Source organism: Aeromonas sp. FDAARGOS 1409 (genome assembly GCF_019048705.1).
Taxonomy (GTDB): Bacteria; Pseudomonadota; Gammaproteobacteria; order Enterobacterales; family Aeromonadaceae; genus Aeromonas; species Aeromonas sanarellii.
In genome coordinates this window covers 3759823-3781139 of sequence record NZ_CP077395.1, presented here as the reverse complement: position 1 = coordinate 3781139, position 21317 = coordinate 3759823, and the positions used below count along the sequence as shown (strand labels likewise).

Annotated in this window: 16 protein-coding genes; 6 read left to right on the top strand and 10 right to left on the bottom strand. The window is 66.6% G+C overall.

What is annotated here, in order from left to right; genetic code table 11:
• Positions 1-47: 47 nt before the first annotated feature.
• Positions 48-788, bottom strand: a complete 741-nt coding sequence (locus I6L39_RS17575) for an SDR family oxidoreductase (protein WP_216990383.1) — start codon at positions 786-788, stop codon at positions 48-50.
• 250 nt (positions 789-1038) lie between these two features.
• On the opposite strand from I6L39_RS17575, the gene I6L39_RS17570 reads away from it, so the two are divergent.
• The 3 genes from I6L39_RS17570 (at position 1039) to I6L39_RS17560 (ending at position 5216) form a co-directional block, all read left to right on the top strand.
• The gene (locus tag I6L39_RS17570) at positions 1039-1947 is read left to right on the top strand and encodes an AraC family transcriptional regulator (protein WP_216990382.1); all 909 of its coding nucleotides are present in this window, start codon (positions 1039-1041) and stop codon (positions 1945-1947) included.
• Between the two features lie 264 nt (positions 1948-2211).
• The gene (locus I6L39_RS17565) at positions 2212-4356 is read left to right on the top strand and encodes a TonB-dependent siderophore receptor (protein WP_216990381.1); all 2145 of its coding nucleotides are present in this window, start codon (positions 2212-2214) and stop codon (positions 4354-4356) included.
• Between the two features lie 65 nt (positions 4357-4421).
• Positions 4422-5216, top strand: coding sequence for a siderophore ferric iron reductase (locus I6L39_RS17560; protein WP_216991833.1), 795 nt, complete (start codon positions 4422-4424; stop codon positions 5214-5216).
• Positions 5217-5306: 90 nt separating this feature from the next.
• On the opposite strand, the gene I6L39_RS17555 is transcribed toward I6L39_RS17560, so the two are convergent.
• The gene (locus I6L39_RS17555; RefSeq protein WP_216990380.1) at positions 5307-6242 is read right to left on the bottom strand and encodes a LysR substrate-binding domain-containing protein; all 936 of its coding nucleotides are present in this window, start codon (positions 6240-6242) and stop codon (positions 5307-5309) included.
• A gap of 161 nt (positions 6243-6403) precedes the next feature.
• Here I6L39_RS17555 and metE point away from each other — a divergent pair, with 161 nt between their 5' ends.
• Both metE and I6L39_RS17545 read left to right on the top strand, forming a co-directional pair.
• Entirely contained in the window at positions 6404-8668 is a 2265-nt protein-coding gene (gene metE / locus I6L39_RS17550) for a 5-methyltetrahydropteroyltriglutamate--homocysteine S-methyltransferase (protein ID WP_216990379.1), read from the top strand.
• A gap of 360 nt (positions 8669-9028) precedes the next feature.
• Positions 9029-10153 carry an HPP family protein gene (locus I6L39_RS17545; RefSeq protein WP_216990378.1) on the top strand — a complete coding sequence of 375 codons (1125 nt, stop codon included), beginning with the start codon at positions 9029-9031 and terminating at the stop codon, positions 10151-10153.
• Positions 10154-10183: 30 nt separating this feature from the next.
• Here I6L39_RS17545 and I6L39_RS17540 read toward each other — a convergent pair whose 3' ends face one another.
• Positions 10184-12118, bottom strand: coding sequence for an amidohydrolase (locus I6L39_RS17540; protein WP_216990377.1), 1935 nt, complete (start codon positions 12116-12118; stop codon positions 10184-10186).
• 166 nt (positions 12119-12284) lie between these two features.
• Between I6L39_RS17540 and I6L39_RS17535 the strand changes: the two genes are divergently transcribed.
• On the top strand, positions 12285-12959 hold the full coding sequence (locus tag I6L39_RS17535) for a TetR/AcrR family transcriptional regulator (protein ID WP_216990376.1): 675 nt from the start codon (positions 12285-12287) through the stop codon (positions 12957-12959).
• Positions 12960-13026: 67 nt separating this feature from the next.
• On the opposite strand, the gene I6L39_RS17530 is transcribed toward I6L39_RS17535, so the two are convergent.
• The 7 genes from I6L39_RS17530 to nrfE form a co-directional block, all read right to left on the bottom strand.
• Positions 13027-14280, bottom strand: coding sequence for a D-amino acid dehydrogenase (locus I6L39_RS17530; RefSeq protein WP_216990375.1), 1254 nt, complete (start codon positions 14278-14280; stop codon positions 13027-13029).
• Positions 14281-14433: 153 nt separating this feature from the next.
• Positions 14434-15954, bottom strand: a complete 1521-nt coding sequence (locus I6L39_RS17525) for a cryptochrome/photolyase family protein (protein ID WP_216990374.1) — start codon at positions 15952-15954, stop codon at positions 14434-14436.
• Positions 15954-16094: a DUF2256 domain-containing protein gene (locus tag I6L39_RS17520; protein WP_216990373.1), complete on the bottom strand. Its 141-nt coding sequence runs from the start codon at positions 16092-16094 to the stop codon at positions 15954-15956. Before I6L39_RS17520 ends, I6L39_RS17525 begins: the two co-directional genes overlap by 1 nt.
• Positions 16095-16254: 160 nt before the next feature.
• Positions 16255-17175 (bottom strand): serine hydrolase, encoded by a 921-nt coding sequence (locus I6L39_RS17515; RefSeq protein WP_042076471.1) that lies wholly within the window; start codon positions 17173-17175, stop codon positions 16255-16257.
• Between the two features lie 349 nt (positions 17176-17524).
• Positions 17525-18715: a heme lyase NrfEFG subunit NrfF gene (nrfF, locus tag I6L39_RS17510; RefSeq protein ID WP_216990372.1), complete on the bottom strand. Its 1191-nt coding sequence runs from the start codon at positions 18713-18715 to the stop codon at positions 17525-17527.
• A complete protein-coding gene (locus I6L39_RS17505) occupies positions 18712-19287 on the bottom strand; it encodes a DsbE family thiol:disulfide interchange protein (protein ID WP_216990371.1) in 576 nt (191 codons plus the stop codon). The genes nrfF and I6L39_RS17505 overlap by 4 nt, the downstream gene beginning before the upstream one ends.
• Positions 19284-21245, bottom strand: a complete 1962-nt coding sequence (nrfE, locus tag I6L39_RS17500) for a heme lyase NrfEFG subunit NrfE (protein WP_216990370.1) — start codon at positions 21243-21245, stop codon at positions 19284-19286. Before nrfE ends, I6L39_RS17505 begins: the two co-directional genes overlap by 4 nt.
• Positions 21246-21317: the final 72 nt, after the last annotated feature.

The following is a 21317-nucleotide window of genomic DNA, read 5'->3' as shown; positions in this document are numbered from 1 at the left end:
GCAAGGGCGATCGGGATCGCCCGTGCGCCCCCGTCCCTTGCCCGCGCTCATTTCATGTAGAGCCCGCCGTTGATGGCCAGGGTCTCCCCCGTGATATAGGCCCCCGCTTCGCTCGCGAGGAAGGCCACGGCGGCGGCGATCTCCTCGGGCTTGGCGAGGCGGCGCATGGGAATGTCGGCCTTGATGCTGTCGAGCACATCGGTGCGGATCGCCGCCACCATGGGGGTGGCGGTATAGCCGGGGGCGATGGCGTTGACCGTGACTCCGAAGCGGGCCCCCTCCGCCGCCAGCGCCTTGGTGAAGCCCAGCATGCCCGCCTTGGCGGCCGAGTAGTTGACCTGGCCGAATTGCCCCTTCTGGCCGTTGACCGAGGAGATGTTGATGATGCGGGCGTCGCGCTGCTCGCACATGGCGTCGAACAGCGGCTGGGTCACGTTGTAGAGGCTGCACAGGTTGGTGTGGATCACCTCGAACCACTGATCCGGCGTCATCCGCTTGAAGGCGCCGTCCCGGGTGATGCCGGCGTTGTTGACCAGCACGTCGACCCGTCCCTCCTCCTGCAGCAGGTGGCCCAGGGTCTCGCGGCACATGGCGGTGTCGGCCACGTCCAGCGCCAGCAGGCGCACCCGATCCGGCTGGTGCCCCTGGGTGTCGAACCACTCCCTCGCCGCCGCCGCGCTGGTGCTGGAGTGGGTGGCGATGATGCGATAGCCCTGCTCCAGCAGGGCGGTGGTGATGGCGGTGCCGATGCCGCCACGGGCTCCGGTGATCAAGGCGATTTTCTTCATGCTGCTCTCCTTGGCATGTCACGACGGGAAGAGTGCCCTGCACTGCCCGGGCAATTGACAATGTTGTCGGCATCCACTGTGGCAGGAGAAGGCGTCACTTTTGTGACAGACCAGGAGGGCGGTTGGCGGACGAGGAGAGCGGCGCCTCGTCCCGCCGTCGCCGGCGAAGGCTTGCCGCCGGCACGGCGGCCATGTTTAATGTGGCCTCCCGGGCGAGCGAGCCCCTGCCGGCAGTGGTTTCGAGCGCATCATGACACCGACATCCCCCCTTCCATCCCCAGGCCAGGCGCCCGAGGCGCATGCCCACCTCACTCGCATCGAGCGGGTGCTGGACTATATTCACGCCAACCTGGATCAGGTGCTCTCCCTGGAGCTGCTGGCCGAGCAGAGCTGCTGGTCCCGCTGGCAGTTGCAGCGGGTGTTCCTGCACGAGACCGGCCAGACGGTGGCCCACTATGTGCGCGAACTCAAGCTGAGCCAGGCGGCGGAGGCGCTGCTCTCGACCCGGCAGCGGGTGCTGGATCTGGCGCTCAGCCATGGCTTTGGTTCAGAGGTGAGCTTCAGCCGCGCCTTCAAGCAGCAGTTTGGCTGCTCGCCCCTGGCCTATCGCAAGCGCGGCCTGCGGCTGGGGTTGCGCACCCCGCTGGTGCGGGCGGCGGCGCTGCCCACCCCGCCCAGGCTGGTGCAGGTGCGGATCGAGAGCCAGCCCGGCTTCACCCTGCACGGCGTCAGGGGGGAGATCCTGGGCCTCTTTGCGAAGGAGCCCGACTTCCAGCAGACGGTGCCCGCCATCTGGCATGCCCTGCGGGAGGCCGGCGGTCTGTGCCCGTCGAGGGAATGGCTGGGTGTGGTGGACGTCTCGGGGGCGGGGCCGAGGTTGCCCTACTGGGCCGGGATGGCGGCCGGGGAGGGGACACCGCCGCCAGGCCTGTCGCGCCTCGAGGTGCCGGCCCAGGAGTATGCGGTGCTCACTCACCTGGGCCCCATCGAGCAACTGGGGCAGAGTCTCAATTGGTTCATCCAGCACTGGCTGCCGGGCTCCTCCTACCGGGGGCTGGATGGCTTCGAGCTGGAGCGCTATCCCCCCGATTTCGACGCCAGGCAGCCGGACGCCCGCATGGAGTACTGGTTGCCCATCGCCCCTTGCGAAGAGCCTTGATCGCCTGCTCCTGCCGCCCTCATGCCGGGTGTCATCAGTCTGCGCCCCAGGACCCAAGGCGTATCGAGCCCGAGACAGATGACCATTTGAACCCACCCGTGCCGCCCGTTGCCGATGGATGTTGTCGGTTGAGGCTGACTTCCTCCTGATTTCTCCGCTTTTCCCGCCAAGATGCCCCAAATTGTTAATTTCGGGGCGAAATAGAACAATAAAATGCAAATGATATTTGTTACTATTCACATGCAGTAGGCAGTCGAGGATCAGATGCAACTTGTTCACCCCCCATTGACCGTGGTCGCCGCGACCATCTCCACCCTGTTGGCTGGCCCGGCGCTGGCCGCCGCTCCCGCGAGCACCGAAGCGGCGCGTGCCGACGAGACCCTGACCGTGCTGGGTCAGACCTATCGCAACACGGCGACCAAGACCCGGCTCGACCCCATCGAAACGCCCCAGGCGATCTCCGTGGTGGACGGCGAGACGCTGGAGCAGCGGGGGGTGAGCTCGGTGAGCGAGGCGTTGCGCTACGTGCCTGGCGTCAACACCGAGCTGCGGGGCGGGGCGGTCAACCGGCTGGATCTGTTCAACATCCGCGGCTTTGACAACTACCAGAACTTCTATGACGGTCTCTTGTTGCAATACAACGAGTGGAACCTGCAACCCCAGATAGATCCGGTGGCCATGGAGCAGCTGGAGGTGTTCAAGGGGCCGACCTCGGTGCTCTATGGCAGCATGCCCCCCGGTGGCATGGTCAACCTCATCGCCAAGCGCCCCCAGCGGGAGGCCAGCCACAACGTGAGCCTGGCGACCGGCACTGGCGCACTCAAGGAGATGACCCTGGACAGCACCGGGGCCATCGACGACAGGTTCGCCTACCGGGTGGTGGGGCTGGCCCGCCAGAAGGAGGGCCAGGCGGTGACCTCCGAAGAGGAGCGCTACGTGTTCGCCCCCTCCCTGGACTGGCAGCTCGGCGAGCGCACCCTGCTGAACCTCAACCTCTACTACCAGAAGGATCCCGCCGCCGGCATCTACACCACAGTGCCCGCCAGCGGCTCGGTCAAGAGCAATCCCCTGGGGCAGCTTGGCAGCGACACCTTCCTCGGCGACGAGAACTGGAACGAATACAACAGGGACGTGACCCTGCTCGGCTACAAGCTGAGCCACGACCTCAACGCCGACTGGCAGCTGCTGCAGAATGCCCGCTACATGGATGCGTCCGCCTATCAGCGCAACACCTACAACGCGGCCCTGGCGGCGGACTACCGCACCCTGGCGCGCAACGCCTACCTGACGGATGAAGACTCCCGCGGCTTTGTCATCGACAACCAGCTGGCGGGCAAGGTGCAGACCGGCGCGGCCCAGCACAACCTGCTGCTCGGGGTCGACTACCAGTATCTGGATGCCCACATCCTCTACCGGGACACCCTCGACTACTCGGCCCCCGGCATCGACATCTTCAACCCGGACCACAGCCAGATAGTGCCGGGAGCACTCACCTTCAACTACCAGGATCAGAAGGTGATCCGCCAGTCCCAGACCGGCGTCTATCTGCAGGATCAGGTGCGCCTCGACCGCCTGGTGGCCATCGGTGGCGCCCGTTACGACCGCTACCGGATGGACACCGACAGCCATACCCTCTACCTGGGGGCGGCTAGCCAGTCCCTGGCCCAGATCGATCAGGACAACCTCTCGTTGCGTCTCGGCGCCCTCTATGAGCTGGACCATGGCCTCTCGCCCTACGTGAGCTATGCCGAGAGCTTCGAGCCGGTGCCGGGGGCAGACAAGGACGGCAAGGCGTTCAAGCCGGCCACCGGCCACCAGTGGGAGGGGGGGCTCAAGTTCCTCTCCGAGGACATGAGCAAGACCTTTACTGTCGCTGCTTTCCATATCACCAAGGAGAACGCCCTGGTCACGGATCCGGACAACGTCTACGGGCCCAAGCTGCAGACCGGCGAGACCGTCTCCAAGGGGGTCGAGCTGGAGGGGCGTGCCGATCTCACCAGCCGGCTGGACCTGGCTTTCAGCTACACCCTCATCGACATGGAGATCACCCGTGACACCACCAGCCTGCAGGGCAAGACCCCGGTCTGGGTGCCCGAGCAGATGGCGTCGCTCTGGAGCAACTACCTGCTGGGCGGCAGCCTGGAGGGGATGCGGGTGGGCGCCGGCCTGCGCTACGTGGGGGAGGCCGAGATGGATGCCGCCAACACCGACAAGGTGCCGGACTACCTGCTGATGGACATGTCCGCCTCGTACGATCTTGCCGCCCTCAGCGCGAGCCTGAAGGGGGTGGGGGTGTCGCTCAGCGCCAGCAACCTGCTCAACAAGACCTACTACTCCTGCTACGACCAGAACAACTGCTGGTTCGGGGCACAGCGCAACCTGGAGGCTCGACTCAAATACGCATTCTGACCCTGCGCCCCGGGCTGCGTCCGGGGCATTCACCCTCTGCGGGCGGCGATGACCGCAAGCACGTCCTGCCACGGGGCCTGGGGGCGCTGGCGCTGCATGCCGAGCGCACCCTGGCGGCGGATCACGACACCCTGTTTGCGGCGGCGGCCAGCCTGATCCCCTCCCTCAGGGGGCAAGGACTGGCGGCGGGGAGTCGGCCTCCGTTGCTGGCCACTCACACCGAGGCGACCCCGACCGAGGTGGTGGCCGCCCTCCATGCCCACTGGCGGCAGGCACACCCGGAGGCGGGCCCCGCCTACTGGCTGACCCGCAGCTGGGGCATGCTCTGCTGGCAGTCCATCTATCTGGCCATGGTGGCCGTCTATCGGGTCGGCGCCGTGCCCGCGCTGGACAGACTGGGGCAGGGGTATGAGGCCGGGCTGGTGTCCGGCTTCTGTCTGCCCCGGGAGCCCATGATCAAGGGGGAGGTCGATGTGTTGATCAAGGCGGCGGGCACACGGGTGCGCAGCCACTGGCAGCAGCTGTTCGAGCTGTTTGCCGGGGTGCAGCGACTGCGGCCCGGATTCGTGCATCCGCTCCTGGCGGACGATCTGCTGGCGGCCCTGGTCAGGGTGCCCGATTTCTTTGGAGAGGTGAACCGGGACGAGGTAGCGGCTCATGCACCGCGCTGGCTTGCCGCCTGCGGCCTGCCGGCCTCGCATCTGGCGGGTTGGCGCGAGGCAGTGCGGCCTTTGGAGGCGGTCTTCCCCGGCTATGTGCGCCAGCGCTGCTGTCTGCACTACAAGCGCCGGGACGGGGAGCTGTGCGACAACTGTCCACGGCGACACGGCCAGGGCAGTTGCGAGGGGGTGGAGACTTAAGCAGGAAGAGTGGGCAGCAAGGGGTCGTGACGCCACGGCCCTGCGCCTGTGGCATCTGGCCGCCCCGAGGGGCGGCTTTTTCATGCCCTGTTACTGCGCGGCCATCCGGGTGCGAATGCGTTCGAACAGGCTCTGTAGGCAGGGCTGATCCCGGTCGGCGGCGCGCACGGCGCCATACATATGGCGGCGGATCCCGCCGCCCAGGGGCCTGGCCTGGAGCAACCCCTGGCGGACAAACTCCTCGCTGGCCCAGCGGGGCAGGGCGGCGACCCCGAGGCCAGCGGCAGCCATCTGCAGCATGACGGAGGTGTTGTCCACCGGCTTGCAGCGGGCGGGCTCCACCCCGGCGGGTTGCAGGAAGCGGCTGAACACGTCCATGCGGGCCCGCTCCACCGGGTAGACCAGCAGCACCTCGGCGCGCAAGTCGTCCGGCGCGATGCCACTCTGCTGGCAGAGGGGGTGATCCGGCGCCATCACCAGTTCGAGATCGAAGGCGAACAGGGGGTCGAAGTGGAGATCCCCGCGGGCCTGCACATCCGAGGTGAGCAGCAGGTCGAGCTGGCCGCCGAGCAGGGCGCTGATGGCATCGAAGCCGGGGACCGATTCGACCTCCAGATCCACCCCGGGCCACTGGCGACGAAAGTCCGGCAACAGCGGCAGCAGCCACTGGATGCAGCTGTGGCAATCCAGCGCCAGGTGCAGCCTGCCCGCCTCTCCGCTATGCAGGGCCAGCAACTGGCGCTCGGTCTGGGCCAGGGCGGGCAGCACCTGACGGGCCAGGGCCAGCAGATGCTGGCCTGCCGCCGTCAGCACCAGGGGGCGGCTCTTTCGAAGAAACAGCTCCAGATTGAGGCGGGTCTCCAGCTCCTTGAGCTGGTGGGAGAGGGCGGACTGGGTGAGGTTGAGGGTGAGCGCGGCCCCGGCCAGGGACCCTTGCTCCGCCAGGGCGCTGATGGTCTTCAGGTGTTTGAGATCGATGCCCGGATTGCTGCTCTGAGGGGGGCTGGATGGGGTGGGCGCGACCATGGCACTGCTCCTTTGTGCGTCAGTTGAGAAATTCTTGAGAGCCAGTTGAAGAGGATTCAATAGCCAGGGCCACCTTATCTTGTCATTTTGGATGTGTAAACATCTGGATGGCCAAACAATCCAGATCCTCATCAGATAAACGAGCATAAGGAATGGAACCTATGACCTGCGCACACACCCTGGGCTTTCCCCGTATCGGCGCCAAGCGCGAACTGAAATTTGCCCTCGAATCCTACTGGCGTGGCGAAACCACTCAGGCCGAGCTGGTCGCCGTGGGCAAGAGCCTGCGTGAGCGCCACTGGCATGCCCAGCGTACCGCCGGGGTCAACCTGCTGCCGGTGGGGGATTTTGCCTGGTACGATCAGGTGCTGGGTACCAGCCTGCTGGTGGACGCCGTGCCTGCCCGTCACCGCCACGGCGACACCGACCTCGACACCCTGTTCCGGGTGGCCCGTGGCCGTGCGCCGACCGGCCCGGCGGCGGCGGCTGCCGAGATGACCAAGTGGTTCAACACCAACTACCACTACCTGGTGCCGGAATTTTACCGTGACCAGCGCTTCAAGCTGGGCTGGAGCCAGCTCTTTGACGAGGTGGAAGAGGCCAAGGCCCTGGGGCTGCCGGTCAAGGCGGTGTTGCTGGGCCCCGTCTCCTACCTGTGGCTCGGCAAGGAGAAAGAGAGCGGCTTCTCCCGTCTCGAACTGCTGGATCGCCTGCTGATCGTCTACCAGGAGATCCTGGCCAAACTGGCGTCCCAGGGGGTGGAGTGGGTACAGATCGACGAGCCGGCCCTGGCGCTGGACCTGCCGGATGAGTGGCGCCTGGCCTACCTCAAGGCGTATGAGCGCCTGAGCGGCCCCTGCAAGCTGCTGCTCACCACCTATTTCGGTTCGGTGGCTCATCAGCGCGACATCATCACCAGCCTGAAGGTGGACGGCCTGCACCTGGATCTGGTGGCAGCCCCCGAGCAGCTAGAGACGCTCGTTCCGCATTTAGCGGCCCAGTGGGTGCTCTCCGCTGGCGTCATCAACGGCCGCAACGTCTGGCGCGCCAACCTGGCCAGGCTGGCGCCGACCCTCAAGGCATTGAAAGAGAGGCTCGGCGAGCGGCTCTGGGTCGGCTCCTCCTGCTCCTTGCTGCACAGCCCGGTGGATTTGACCCTGGAGCACGAGCTGGATCCCCAGACCCGCAGCTGGTTCGCCTTCGCCCTGCAAAAGTGCTATGAGCTGGGGCTGCTGGCGGACTACCTGGACGGCGGCGCCCTGGACAAGATCGAGGCTTACAGCCAGCCCATCGTGGATCGGGAGTCCGACAGCCGGGTCCACAAGAAGGCGGTGCAGTCGCGGCTGGCCAGCCTCACCAACAGCGACTTCAGCCGCCAGAGCGCCTACCCGGTGCGTGCCGAGGCCCAGCGCGCGGATCTCAAGCTGCCGCTCCTGCCCACCACCACCATAGGCTCCTTCCCGCAGACCGCCGCGATCCGGGGGCTGCGCCAGGAGTGGCGTGCCGGTCGCATCGACAACGGGGCCTACGAGGCGGGCATTCAGGCCCAGATCAAGGATGCCATCGAACGTCAAGAGGCCATCGGGCTGGACGTGCTGGTGCACGGCGAAGCCGAGCGCAACGACATGGTGGAGTATTTCGGTGAGCTGCTGGACGGCTTTGCCATCACCCGCTTCGGCTGGGTGCAAAGTTATGGCTCCCGCTGCGTCAAGCCGCCGGTGATCACCCGTGACATCGACCGTCCGACCCCCATGACGCTGGCGTGGGCCCAGTTTGCCCAGAGTCTGACCGACAAGCCGGTCAAGGGCATGCTGACCGGCCCGGTGACCATCCTCTGCTGGTCCTTCCCGCGGGAAGACGTGAGTCGCGAACAGTCCGCCCTGCAGATTGGCTTGGCCATTCGCGACGAGGTGGCTGACTTGGAAGCCGCCGGCATCAAGATCATCCAGATCGACGAGCCGGCGATCCGCGAAGGGCTGCCCCTGCGCAAGCAGGATCACCAGGCCTATCTCGACTGGGCGGTGCGGGCCTTCCGGCTGAGCGCCAGCCCGGTGGCGGACAGCACCCAGATCCACACCCACATGTGCTACAGCGACTTCAATCTCATCATAGAGGCGGTGGCGGCGCTGGATGCGGACGTGATCACCATAGAGACCAGCCGCAGCCAGATGCAGCTGCTCGAAGCGTTCGAGCGCTTCAACTACCCGAACGAGATCGGCCCCGGCGTCTACGACATCCACTCGCCGAACGTGCCGAGCCAGGGCTGGATTGAGGACCTCATCCGCAGGGCGGCCAGACAGATCCCGGCCGAGCGGCTCTGGGTCAACCCGGACTGCGGCCTCAAGACCCGCGGCTGGGAAGAGACCACCGCAGCTCTGAAGGTGATGGTCGATGCGACCCGGGCGCTGCGCGCCGAGCTGGCCTGAGCCGCGGGCATCTGACCGGCCAGGCGACACAGGCATCCAGTGGGTCCAAGCACCGATAACGAGTAAAACCCGCGCAATGAGGGAGGGGAGGCCGAGGCCTTCCCTCTTTTTTGCGTGGTGGCGTCCTTCTCGGGAGGCGGCCTGGCGAGCGGCGCGGCACCCGAGCCTCAGGGGCCGTCCACGCGCCCAGGCAGCCAGCGGATGTCGAGGGGCATTGCGATCCCCGATCACCGGATTGAGGCGTGCCGGGCCCGGGGCGCCGGGATCCTGAGGCCGCGATGACGCCCACGCTGGTGCTGGGCGGGGAGAAATGGCTAGAATCGCGCATTTCAAATAAATCTTATCGTCAGCGGGAGCAGGATGCAGTTCAGGGATTTCTTGCCGGTATCGACCAATACCAGCCTCAAAGAGAGTTGTTACGGCGCCCTCGGCGCCCTCGTCGGGTTGCTGGGCACCGCCTGGCTGTGCCGGTGGGGGCTGGGGCTCGAGGTGCACTGGCTCATCGCCCCCATGGGGGCCTCCGCCGTGCTGCTGTTTGCCGCCCCGGCCAGCCCCCTGGCCCAGCCCTGGTCCATCCTGGTGGGCAACGGGGTGTCGGCGCTGATGGGGGTATTGAGTGCCAGCCTGGTGCAGGACATGGCCCTCGCCTCGGCCCTGGCGGTGATGCTGGCCATCGCCGCCATGTTCATCACCTGCAGTCTGCACCCGCCCGGCGGCGCCGTGGCCCTGACCGCCGTGATCGGCGGGGAGGGGATCCGGGCGCTGGGGGTGAGCTACGTCTTGCTGCCGGTGCTGCTCAACTCCCTGTTGCTGCTGAGTCTGGGGCTGCTCTACAACCGGCTGCTGGGACGCCGTTATCCCCATGGCGGCAAGGTGGCCCCCAACCGCCACCAGACCGCGGATCCCCAGCCGAGCGCCCGGCTCGCCACCGGGGACATCGACTTCGCCCTGGAGAAGCACGGGGAGCTGCTGGACATCAGCCGCCAGGATCTGCAGGAGCTGCTGCAGGAGGCCCAGTTGCACGCCCTGCGGGGGCGGGTGGGCACGGTGCGCTGCCAGGATGTGATGTCGCGGGATCTCGTCGTCACGGCGCCGACAGCGTTTGCCATGACCGCCTGGCACCTGCTCTCCCACCACCAGATCAAGGCGCTGCCGGTGTCGGACGAGGAGGGCAGGCTGGTCGGCATCATCACCCTGCACGATCTGATGATCGACCGGGCAGGCCGCCAGCCCAGGGCTCGCGCCGAGCTCGAGCGGCTGAGGGTGGCGGATCTGATGACCCGGGAGGTGCGCACGGCGCGGCGCTACCAGCCGCTCTACGATCTGGTGGAGGCCTTCTCCGACGGCGGCCTGCACCACATGCCGGTGGTGGAAGGGGACAAACTGGTGGGGATCATCACCCAGTCCGACATGGTGGCGGCCCTGTTCACCCTGGCCCTGAAACCCGGAATGGCGAAAGAGGGGGCTCCCGCCAGCGAGCCATAAGAAACGGGCCCCGCGAGGGGCCCGTGTCGTTCAGGGTTTGCGGTAGACGGTCTCCCCCATGAAGACCGTCTGCTCGACCCGGGTGTCCGCGATCCGCTCCGGGGTGCCGGCCTGAATCAGGGCGTACAGATCTCGGTCCAGCACGATGAAGTCCGCCGACTTGCCCGCCTCGATGGAGCCGGTGATGTCCCCCTGTCGTACCGCCCTGGCCCCGTTGATGGTGTAGGCGGCCAGCATCTCGGTCAGCGAGGTGCGCTGGCTGGCGCGATATTCATCGCCGCTGCCGGCGGACTGCACTATACCGGCCGCCATGTTCTCGAACGGGCGCGGATCCCGGCTGTCCACCGGGGCGTCGCTGCCGGCCACCAGCACGGCTCCCGCCTTGCGGCTGCTCTCGACCGGGTAGAGGGCGCCGTGCAGGTAGCCCTGGGGATCGTAGAGCGCCTCGGTGAGGGGCTGCCCCGCCTTGCCTGGCTGGATGAAGGGGGTGACCAGCATGTCGTAGGCGAGCTGGGGCGTGGTCCAGGCGTAGGTGAAGGTGAGGTAGAGGCCGAGCGCGCCGAGGCGGCGCTGATCGTCCGGATGCACCACCTGCAGATGGGCCAGGGTGTGGGGAATGCCGCTGTCGCCGTGGTGGGAGCGAGCTGCCTCCAGGGCATCGAGGGCCACCCGGGTGCTGCGATCGCCGATGCTGTGCATGTGGATGCCAAAACCGGCTTCATCCAGCGCCGTGACGTAGCGCGCCAGATCCGCCTCCCGGTAGTTGACGATGCCGTTGCTGCCCGCGTCCTCGCTGTCCGCGGTGATGCTCACCTCGCCGCTGGCGGGGTCCAGGGCGAGGTGTGGGTGCAGGTAGTTCTCCAGCATGCCGGCGTTGGGCAGGAAGGGGGGCGTGGTGAAGGGATCCCCTTCCAGCACCCCGTCGAGGAAGATTTTCACCGTGTCGGCCTTGATCAGGGGGTTGCCTGCGAAGGCATCGCGCACCTGGTTCGCCTTGGCCAGGTGCCCCTCGATGTCCAGCCTGCCGGCGTAGTCATCCTGGTGGAAGCAGGTGGCGGCGGTGATCCTCATGTGCAGCAGCCCCTGCTCCTGCATGGTGCGCAGCCGATCGCGGATGAAGTCGCTGGCGCAGGCGTCCTGCACCCCTGTGATGCCGCGGGACGCCATCAGCTCGGCGATGGCGGGGAGGATCTGGTCGTACTGGGCCGCGGCCTGCTCGCCGCTTGCGCTCAGCACCCCGGTGTCGGGCACGGCGATGGCGCTGCGGGCGGCGTCCCGCACGACGCCGCTGGCCAGATCCACATAGGGGATCAAGGCCTCGAACACGCCGCCGGGCGCCAGGGTGGCGGGGTTGAAGCCGACCACATTGCCGTCCTTGTCCGCCGCCTGGGCCAGCGCCAGGCTGTTGTAACCGCCGGCGTGGCCGTCGACCCCGGCCAGCATCACGGGATTGTCCGGTGCCGCCGCGTCCAGGGCCGCGAGCAGGGTGGCATGGGCGGCGGTGGGGGCGTTGCCGTCATAGGGGGACCACTGGTTGACCACCAGCCAGTCCCCCTTCTCGGGGGCGTAGCGGGGCAGGCACTCCCTGACCTTGGCCACGAGCTGATCCAGATTGACGGCCTCGCCGTCCAGATCGCACATGTCGAGCGCCACAGTGCCGAGCAGGTGGATGTGGTTGTCGTGCAGGCCGGGCAGCACCATCCTGCCCTGCAGATCCACCACCCGGGTGGCCTGGTTCCTGAGGGCCTCGGCCCCTTCGCGGGAGCCCACATAGGTGAACTTGCCGCCCTGCACCACCATGGCCTCGGCCTGGCGGCGGGCGTCATCCTGGGTGTGGATCCTGGCGTTGAGGTAGAGGGTGTTGGCCGGCGGCGGTTCACTGCTGTCCTGTTGGCAACCGATCAGCAGGGTGCCGGCCAGCAGGGCGATGAGACCCGGCCTGAAGGGGGGGAATGGGCTATCCATAGCGTGCTCTCCTGGGTTGATTACAGTGATTACTGCAAATATGGGCACCTATGGTTATTGCAGCCTTTGGTGAAAATGCCAGTGATTGCTGCACTTTTTTTGACTTGTGTTTATCTTGTCTCATCATGTAGTTATGAAAGACAGTCACCATGGCGGGAGAAATGGTATGGGGGAACATTCGCTGCCTGACGGCCTCTGCATGCGGCGCCAGCCCAGGCAGCAGCGCAGTCAGGAGGTGGCGTCGCGCATCGAGCAGGCCACCCTGGATCTGCTGCAGGAGCAGGGGTTCGCGGCCCTCAACACCAATGCCATCGCCGCCCGGGCCGGGGTGGGGATCAAGTCCCTCTACCATCTCTACCCCAACAAGGAGGCGATCATCTGCCAGCTGGCCATGGCCTGGCTTTCGGCGGTGTGCGAGGCCCAGGAGGTCATCCGCACGCAGGCCGACAGCTGGCCGCAGACACTCCTGCTGCTGGATGAGGCGCTGGAGGCGCTGGACGCGCGTTTCGTCGGCTACGGGGCGCTGTGGCAGGCGATGGATCTCATCCCCGCCCTGCACCAGGTGGAGCAGGAGCACGAGGGGCGCCAGATAGCGTTCTGGTCCGAGCGGCTGCGCCATTTCGGCTGCCGCTGGCCAGAGCCCGAGCTCACCACCCTGGTGCGCTATTTCTACCGCACCGCAGACGTGGCCAGGCAGTGTACCAAGGGGCAGGGGGAGGCGGGCAGCGCACTGTGGCAACTCCATCGGCGCTGGAGCGAGCAACTGGTGGCGACGGCCATCGCCGAGCCGGATCCGGCGCGGGTCTGGCACTCCCTGCCCGGGCTGGTACCCGTGCCCTGACGAGGCGTGAAAATACGAGAGAGGGAGTGCCTGGCACTCCCTCTCTCGTCTGAACCCGGTGGCAGAGCTAGCCGTAGCGGGCCAGGGTCAGCCCCTCGTCGCTGATGGCGGGGGCGCTGCCCGAGATGAGATCGCTGAGCAACTGGCCCGATCCCGCCGCCATGGTCCAGCCCAGGGTGCCGTGGCCGGTGTTGAGCCAGAGCCCGGGGATGGGGCTCGGGCCCACCAGGGGCGTGCCGTCCGGGGTCATGGGGCGCAGCCCGGTCCAGAAGCTGGCCTGCGCGAGATCGCCCCCTTCGGGGAAGAGGTCTCTTACCACCATGGCCAGGGTGTCGTGGCGCTTGGGGTTGAGCGCCAGGTTGAAGCCCGAGAGTTCGGCCATGCCGCCGACCCGGATCCGCTCGTCGAAACGGGTGATGGCCACCTTGTAGGTTTCGTCCAGCACAGTGCTGCGGGGGGCACCATTGGCATCCGTCATCGGCAGGGTGAGGGAGTAGCCCTTGACCGGGTAGACGGGGAGCGCTATCCCGAGGGGGCGCAGGAAGCCGGTGCCATAGCTGCCGAGGGCACAGACGATGGCGTCGGCCTGGAAGCGCCGCTCGCCGGCCCGGACCGCCACGGCGCGTCCCTTCGCGATCTCGACCTCGTCGATGGGGCAGTTGAAGACGAAAGTCACCCCGAGCCGACGAGCCTCGTCAGCCAGGGCCCGGGTGAAGCGGAAGCAGTCCCCTGTCTCGTCTCCCGGCAGGCGCAGGCCCCCCACCACCTTGCCGCGTACCCGTGCCAGGGCGGGCTCCACCTCCTCGCAGCCGCTGGCATCCAGGGACTGGTAGGGGACGCCGTACTCTTCCAGCACGGCGATGTCGCGCTGGCTGGCATCGCGCTGGGCCTGGCTGCGGAACAGTTGCAGGGTACCGAGCTGGCGTCCCTCGTACTCGAGGGCCAGCTCCTCCCTCAGGGCCTTCATGCAGTCGCGGCTGTATTCGGCCAGCCGCACCATGCGCCCCTTGTTGACCGCATAGGCGGCCGGAGTGCAGTTGGCGAACATCTTCAGCATCCAGCTCAGCTGGAAGGGATCCGACGTGGGGCGCACCGTGAAGGGGGCGTGTTTTTGCAGCAACCACTTGGCCGCCTTGAGGGGGATCCCGGGAGCCGCCCAGGGAGAGGCATAACCCGGGGAGATCTGACCCGCATTGGCATGGCTGGTTTCAAGGGCCACCCCGTCACGTCGCTCCAGCAGGGTCACCTTGTGACCGGCCTTGGCCAGATACCAGGCGCTGGTCACGCCGACCACGCCACCACCGAGTACCACTATGTCCATCTTGTCTCTCCTTGACTGGGGCCTCCACCTTAATCAGCCGCCACAGGATATTCAACTGGTGTCGATGTCATTGGTGGTTATTGCTATTCACATTTTGTTAACTGGCTCTCAATGTTGTCATTCACTCACCTTCTGGCATGAAATCCGGTCGATTCAGAGCCGCTCCAGGTGGAGCAGATGGTGCTCCGCCGTCGCCAGTATGGCCTGCCGCTGCGCCTCGGGTTGGCCGTCCCAGTTGGCATAGGGGAGGGTGAGGCGGGGATTGGCTCCCAGCTTGTCCCGATGGCGCCAAAGAAAGTGCCAGTAGAGGCTGTTGAACGGGCAGCTGTCCGGCCCGCTGCGGGCCTTCACCTCATAGCGGCACCCCTTGCAGTAGTGGCCCATGCGCGCCAGATAGGTGCCGCTGCTGGCGTAGGGCTTGCTGCCCATCAGGCCGCCATCGGCAAACTGGCTCATGCCGCGGGTGTTGGGCAGTTCCACCCACTCGATGGCGTCCACGTAGATGCCCAGATACCAGGCGTCCACCTCATCCGGGTGGATACCCGCCAGCAGGGCGAAGTTGCCGGTCACCATGAGCCGCTGGATGTGGTGGGCATAGGCGTGATCCAGAGACTGGCGGATGGCGTGGCGCACGCAGGCCATTTTAGTTTCTGTGCTCCAGAAAAAGCCGGGCAGGGGGCGATCGGCCTCCAGAAAATTGACGCGCCCATAGTCCGGCATCTGCTCCCAGTAGAGGGCGCGGACGAACTCGCGCCAGCCGAGGATCTGGCGAATGAAGCCCTCCGCCTGGGAGAGCGAAATGGTGGCCTGGTTGCCCCGCCAATGGGCTTCGGCTGCGCGGATCACCTCGAGGGGATGGAGCATCTTGCTGTTGAGCGAAAATGACAAGCGGCTGTGAAACAGGCTCCAGCCCCGCTCGCTCAGGGCGTCCTGATAGCGGCCGAAGTGGGGCAGGCAGTGCACCAGAAAGTGTTCGAGCAGTGCGCGGCTCTGGCGCCGGGTGACGGGCCAGGGCAGGGCGTCGGCATCGGCTGTGCCAATGGTGCTGACGCCGTGGCGGGTCAGCATGGCGTCTATCTCCCTCACCTCGTTGGCAAAGGTGAGGGGCGTCGGGATGGGCTGGCTCGCCGGTAATTTGGCGCGGTTCTCGTCATCGAAGTTCCAGCGCCCGCCAAGGGGTTGGCCGCCTTCATCGAGCAGCACCTGGTACTGCTTTCGCAGGGCGCGGTAGAAGAACTCCATCCGGCCGTGGGGGTAGCGCTGCCAGCCATCACGGGGGGTGAGAAAATGTTCGCTGTCCACCTCGCGGGCCGGGATGGCGAGGCCCGCAGCCCACTGGGTAAGCTGGCTCGCAAGGCGCCACTCGTCCGGGCTCTGCCAGGCAAAGCGCTCGGCCTGATGCGCTTCGAGCTGGGCCGTCAGCAGGGTGGGCAAGTCGGGCCAGGGGGCGCTCTCGTCCAGGGTCAGGTAGCAGACCCGGTGGCCCGCCTGGGTGAGGGCGGCGGCGAAGGCGCGCATGGCGGCAAAGAAGGCGAGCACCTTCTGGCGATGGTGGCGGCAGTAGTCCGTCTCCTGGCGCAGCTCCGCCATCAGGTAGCAGACCCTGGGATCCGGCGTACGAAACCAGCTGTGGCCGGCATTCAGCTGATCGCCGAGGATGAGGCGCAGCTCCATCAGGCGTGCTCCTTCTGACGGCGGCAGCGTTCGCTGCAGTAGCGCACCTCCTGCCAGCAGCGCGCCCACTTGCGCCGCCAGGCGAAAGGACGCTGGCAGACGGGACAGATCTTCTCGGGTAGATGGGGTTTGAGGTGCATGCTCCGCCTCGTTCACTGGGTTGACTATCTCTGCCTGCATAACGAAGCGCAGCCAGGATGGGATCACCGCGGGACGGGAAAGGCGGCGCTGCGGCTCGTGAGGGGAGAGGCGCAATGAGAAGGCCCCCGCACCGGCAGGTGCGGGGGCCTTCTGTGGCCGTTACTGGTTGCTGAACAGCTTGGCGGGAGGCGTGGACTGGGCGGTCAGGGTCATGCGGCCCGAGGTCTCCAGCCAGCTCTTGATCTTTCTGGCATCGGCCACCCGTTCATTGGTGGTGTTGGCGTGGAGCAGCACCATGACCACGGGCTCGTTGTTGACCCGGGTGCCCATGACCAGGCAGCGACCCGCCTCGCGGATATAGCCGGTCTTGGAGACCAGGATGGGCCATTCGCCTTCCCGGACCAGGCGGTTGGAGTTGAGATAGTGCAGCTGGCGCTTGCCGTTGCGCACCAGGCGCTGCTCGGAGGCGGTGTACTGGCGGATCAGCGGGTAGGTGGACGCAGCGGCGGCCAGCTTGGCGAGATCGTGGGCGGTGGAGACGTTGCGCGGGTTGAGACCTGTGCTGTCGGCGAAATGGGTGCTCCACATGCCGAGCATGCGGGCCTTGGCATTCATTGCCTCGATAAAGGCCTTGCGGCCACCCGGGTAGTGCCGTCCCAATGCCGAGGCGGCGCGGTTCTCCGACGACATCAGGGCAATGTGCAGCATGTCGGCGCGGCTCAGGCGCGAGCCCACCGCGAGGCGCGAGCCCGTGCCCTTGAGTCTGTCCACGTCGTCCATGGTGACGGTCAGGGTCTCGTTGAGGCGCTGGTTGCCGTCCAGCACCACCAGCGCCGTCATCAGCTTGGTGATGGAGGCGATGGACATCACCCGGTTGGCGTTGCGTTCGGCCAGGATCTCGCCGGTTTTCGGGTTGGCGACCACGTAGGCATCGGATCTCAGGGCGAGATTGGTGCGAGGCTCGAGCAGGCTGTTGGTGGAAGAAGAGGTCGCAGAAAACGGGTTGGCATGGGCGCTTTCCATGCTGGCGGGAAGGAGGAAGGCGCCGAGCAGCAGGGGAAGAAAAGGGCGAAGGTTCATGATTGGACTCTACTACGACTCACAGGGACATTTGGCTAAGTTATATGACGGTAATTGACGCTTCACAACGTCTGGCGGCCCGATATTTTAATTTTATGGGTTGGCGCACCTTGAAATAACCTGCTTCGGGGCTATGGGCGCACCCAGGGGAGTCATGACGGACCGGCCTAGGTCCGTTGTGCTCCCGACACGGTGCGCACTATAAGCCGGTGATGGCCGTGCTGACGACTCTTTTCGCACCTCAGGAAGCATTGCCCCGTCGAAAACGCCATTAATGACCCTGATGACGGGGGAAACAGCGTCAGCGCAGGGAAAAGGGGGCGCCGTTTTTGCAGCCGTCGGGGCCGACTCAGCCCCCCATCATCCGCGCGGTCTGAATGGCCTCGATCAGCGCGGCCCGGTTGATGCGGGGGCGTTCCTCGTCCAGCAACTGCTGCCAGAGGGCGATGGCCCGGGAGTAGCGGCCGTGCAGGAAGTGATCGGAGGCGAGCAGCATCAGGGCGCTCACCTCACCCTTGTCCTGCTTGAGCGCACTATCGAGCAGGCGCTTGGCCTCCGGGGTCAGCTGCTGGCCCGCCTGGTAGTAGAGCACTGTGGCCTGGGCGGCCTGGGTCGCGGCGCTGGCCCCCCCTTCCTGCAGGGCGAGGCGCTGGTAGGCGAGCAGGGCGTTGTCGTACTCGTCCCGATACAGATACAACTGCCCGAGCGCCGCCCAGGCCTCGAGATCGGCGGGGTTGGCTTGCAGACGCTGGTGCAGGGCGCCCAGTTCTTTGTCTTGCAGATCCCGCGGGCTCAATCCCGCCAGCGGATCGGGGCGCGACTGATAAGCCTGCCACGCCTGATAGCGGCCGGTGCCGGCATAAATACCGGCCATCAGCGCCAGCAGCAGGGCCCCAAGCAGTATCCAGGCGCGCAGCCAGAGCTGCGGACGAGCGGTGCGATCCCTTACCAGCCGATCGCGCAGAGTTTGCTCGGCGGTTGGGGTGGCGTTGGCGAGGCGGGCCAGCTCCAGCTCCCGGTAGAGGCGGCTGTGGGGGGCAAGCCCCGCCTGCTGCTCGGCCATGATCAGCCGGTTCAGCTCGGCCCTGGGGTCGTGGGCGAGCGCCCCCTCGGCTCTGTCGCCGATAAGCGGCACCCGCGCCGGTTGCCGGCGATGCAGGCTCCTGCGCAGGCGATTGAGGGCCAGCAACAGCAAGAGGGCGGGGCCGCCCCACAGCAGCGCCGTGCTGCGCTTGAAGGGGGGATCGTAGCGCACGAAATCGCCGAAGCGCTCCGTCATGCGGGCGATCACCTGCTCATCAGACTGCCCCTCGTCCACCCAGCGATAGACCTCGAGCCGCAGATCCCGGGCGATGGGGGAGTTGGACTCCACCAGGTTCTGGTTCTGGCACTGGGGGCAGCGTAGGGCGCGGGCCAGATCCTGAGCGCGGGTCTGCCGCTCGGGGTGGCGAAACTCATAGGTGTCGACCCCGCTGGCAAGGGCTCCGAGGCTTAATGCCAGCAAGAGCGGCGCGATGAGGGTGTGGCCGAGACGGCTCATGGCTTGCTCTCCTGCGCTTGTCTCTCCACTTCGGGCTGGCCGGCGGTGTTGCTGCGGGCCTTTGCAAGCAGGGGGGCAAACTGGCGTTGCCAGATCTCCCGGGTGAGCAGGCCGGTATGACGGATCAGTAGGGTACCGTCGCCGGCGAAGAGATAGGTCTCCGGCGTGCCGTAGACGCCGAGCTCCAGGGCGAGTCGGCCGTCGGGGTCGGCCAGCACGGCGCGATAGGGGTTGCCTGCCTTTGCCAGCCAGGCGCGGGCGGCATCTCCCTTGTCCCGGTAGTTGAGGCCGTAGAGGGGCACGGCGCTGGCCAGCTCACCCAGCAGCGGATGTTCGGCGCGGCAGTTGGGGCACCAGCTGGCCCAGACGTTGAGCACGAAGGGCGCCCCCTTGAGCGCCGCGGTGTGGATGGGGGCGCCACCAAACAGATCGTCACTCTGCCAGGCTGGCAGGGTACGCCCTGCGACGGCCTCATCCTGGCTGTAGGGGTTGTTGCCAAGGCCGAGCCAGAGCAGGGCACCGAGCCCCAGGGTGAGCACGAGCGGCACGAACAGGCGCAAACGGGCGTTCATAAGGACTCCTGTTCAAGCCGAGGGTTGGGGGCGGCAGCTGGGGCTGGATGGCTAGCCAGCAGCGGCCGGCGGGCGAGCAGGCGCAGGGCGCCGCCCGCCATCATCAGCAGGCCGCCGAGCCAGATCCAGCGCACCAGCGGCTTGTAGTGCAGCCGCATGGCATAGGCGCCGGGTCCCATCTTATCGCCGAGCACCACGTAGAGATCGCCGAGCATTCCCCACGCGATGCCGGGCTCGTTCATGTTCATGGTGCGCACGCTGTAGTGACGCCGCTCCGGCGTCAGCCGCGCCACCTCTTTACCGTCCTTATGCACGCTGAGAGTGATGCGCTCGGCGGTGTAGTTGGGGCCGATAATGGGCTCGCTCCCCTCATAGCGAAACTCGAAGGCGCCGAGCCGATAGGGCTGGCCTGCGGCGAGCACGGCGCCCCCCTCCTGACTGTGGTGACTCACCTGTGCGATGCCGAGGGCGCATACCGCCACCCCGAGGTGGGCCAGCAGGCTGCCGAACCGATTGAGGGTGAGCTCGCGCCGCGACGTCGGTTGCAAGAGCGGGAGCAGCAGGCTGGCCATCAGCCAGAGGCTCAGCACGTTGGCCGCAAGCCCCAGCCAGCTTGCTCGCAGCGGTTCGGGATAGGCGAGGCTCAGCAAGGCGCCCCCCAGCAGGCCGAACAGGCATGGGAGCAGCACCTTGATGCGGCGCTGGGTTGCCAGATGCTGCCAGCGCAGGCGCGGCAACTGGGTCATCAGCGCCATCAGGCAGAGGGCCAGCGGCACGAAGATGGTATTGAAATAGGGGGCGCCCACCGAGAGCGAGCCCAGATGGAGCGACTGGAACACCATGGGGTAGAAGGTGCCGAGCAGCACGCTGGCGCAGGCCACGCTGAGCAGCAGGATGGTGGCACCGAGCAGCCCCTCTTTTGACAGCAAGCCAAAGCGGGCATAGGGGGCGCGAATGTCCGCCCGCAGGGCAAACAGGGTGAGGGCGCAGGTCAATAGCAAGCCGAGCAGCAACAAGAGGGTGAGGCCGCGGCTGGGGTCCACCGCAAAGGCGTGTACCGAAGTGAGCACCCCGGAGCGCACCACGAAGGTGCCGAGCAGGCTCAGCGAGAAAGTAAAGATGGAGAGCAGCAGTACGGCGTGACCGTAAGCGCCGCGCTTCTCGCACACCACCAGGGCGTGCAGCAGGGCGGTGCCGAGTAGCCAGGGTAAGAGGGAGGCATTTTCCACCGGATCCCAGAACCACCAGCCGCCCCAGCCGAGCTCGTAATAAGCCCACCAGGAGCCCAGCACGATGCCGGCGGTGAGAAACACCCAGGAGCCGAGCGCCCAGGGGCGGCTCCAGTGGGCCACGGCGCCATCGAGCCGACCCGAGTGCAGCGCCGCCATGGCGAAGGCGAAGTTGACCGCAAAGCCGACATAACCGAGATAGAGCAGGGGCGGGTGGATGATGAGGCCGATGTCCTGCAGCATGGGGTTGAGATCGCGCCCCTCCAGTGGCCCCGGGAACTGGCGGTCAAACGGGCTGGAGAAGATCAGGGTATAGAGGCCGAACAGCCCGACGATCAGCCCCATGATGGCCAATACCCGGGTGCGGATCAGCGGATCGACCCGTCTGGAGCAAAGGGCCACCAGGGCGCCCCACAGCCCCAGCGCAAAGACGAAGAACAGCATGGAGCCCTCGTGGCCGCCCCACACGGCCGCCAGCTTGAAGCCAAGGGGCAGGGCGCTGTTGGCGTGCTGGGCCACATAGACCAGGGTAAAGTCATCCTGGCCAAAACAGCTGGCGAGCAGCAGCAGGGCGGCCAACAGCAGGAGCGCGACCAGGAGGGCCAGCGGTGTTGCGCAGCCCAGCAGCGGCCGTGAGGTGAGCCGCAGCCCCAGCCAGGGCAGGGTGCCTTGCAGCAGGGCGAGCCCGGTCGCCAGCAACAGTGAGAGATAGCCGAGCTCCGCCAGCACACAACCTCCAGTCAATCATTCGTCTATGTTATGCCGCAGCGTCTGCACCGTACCGGCGCTGGGGAATAACAT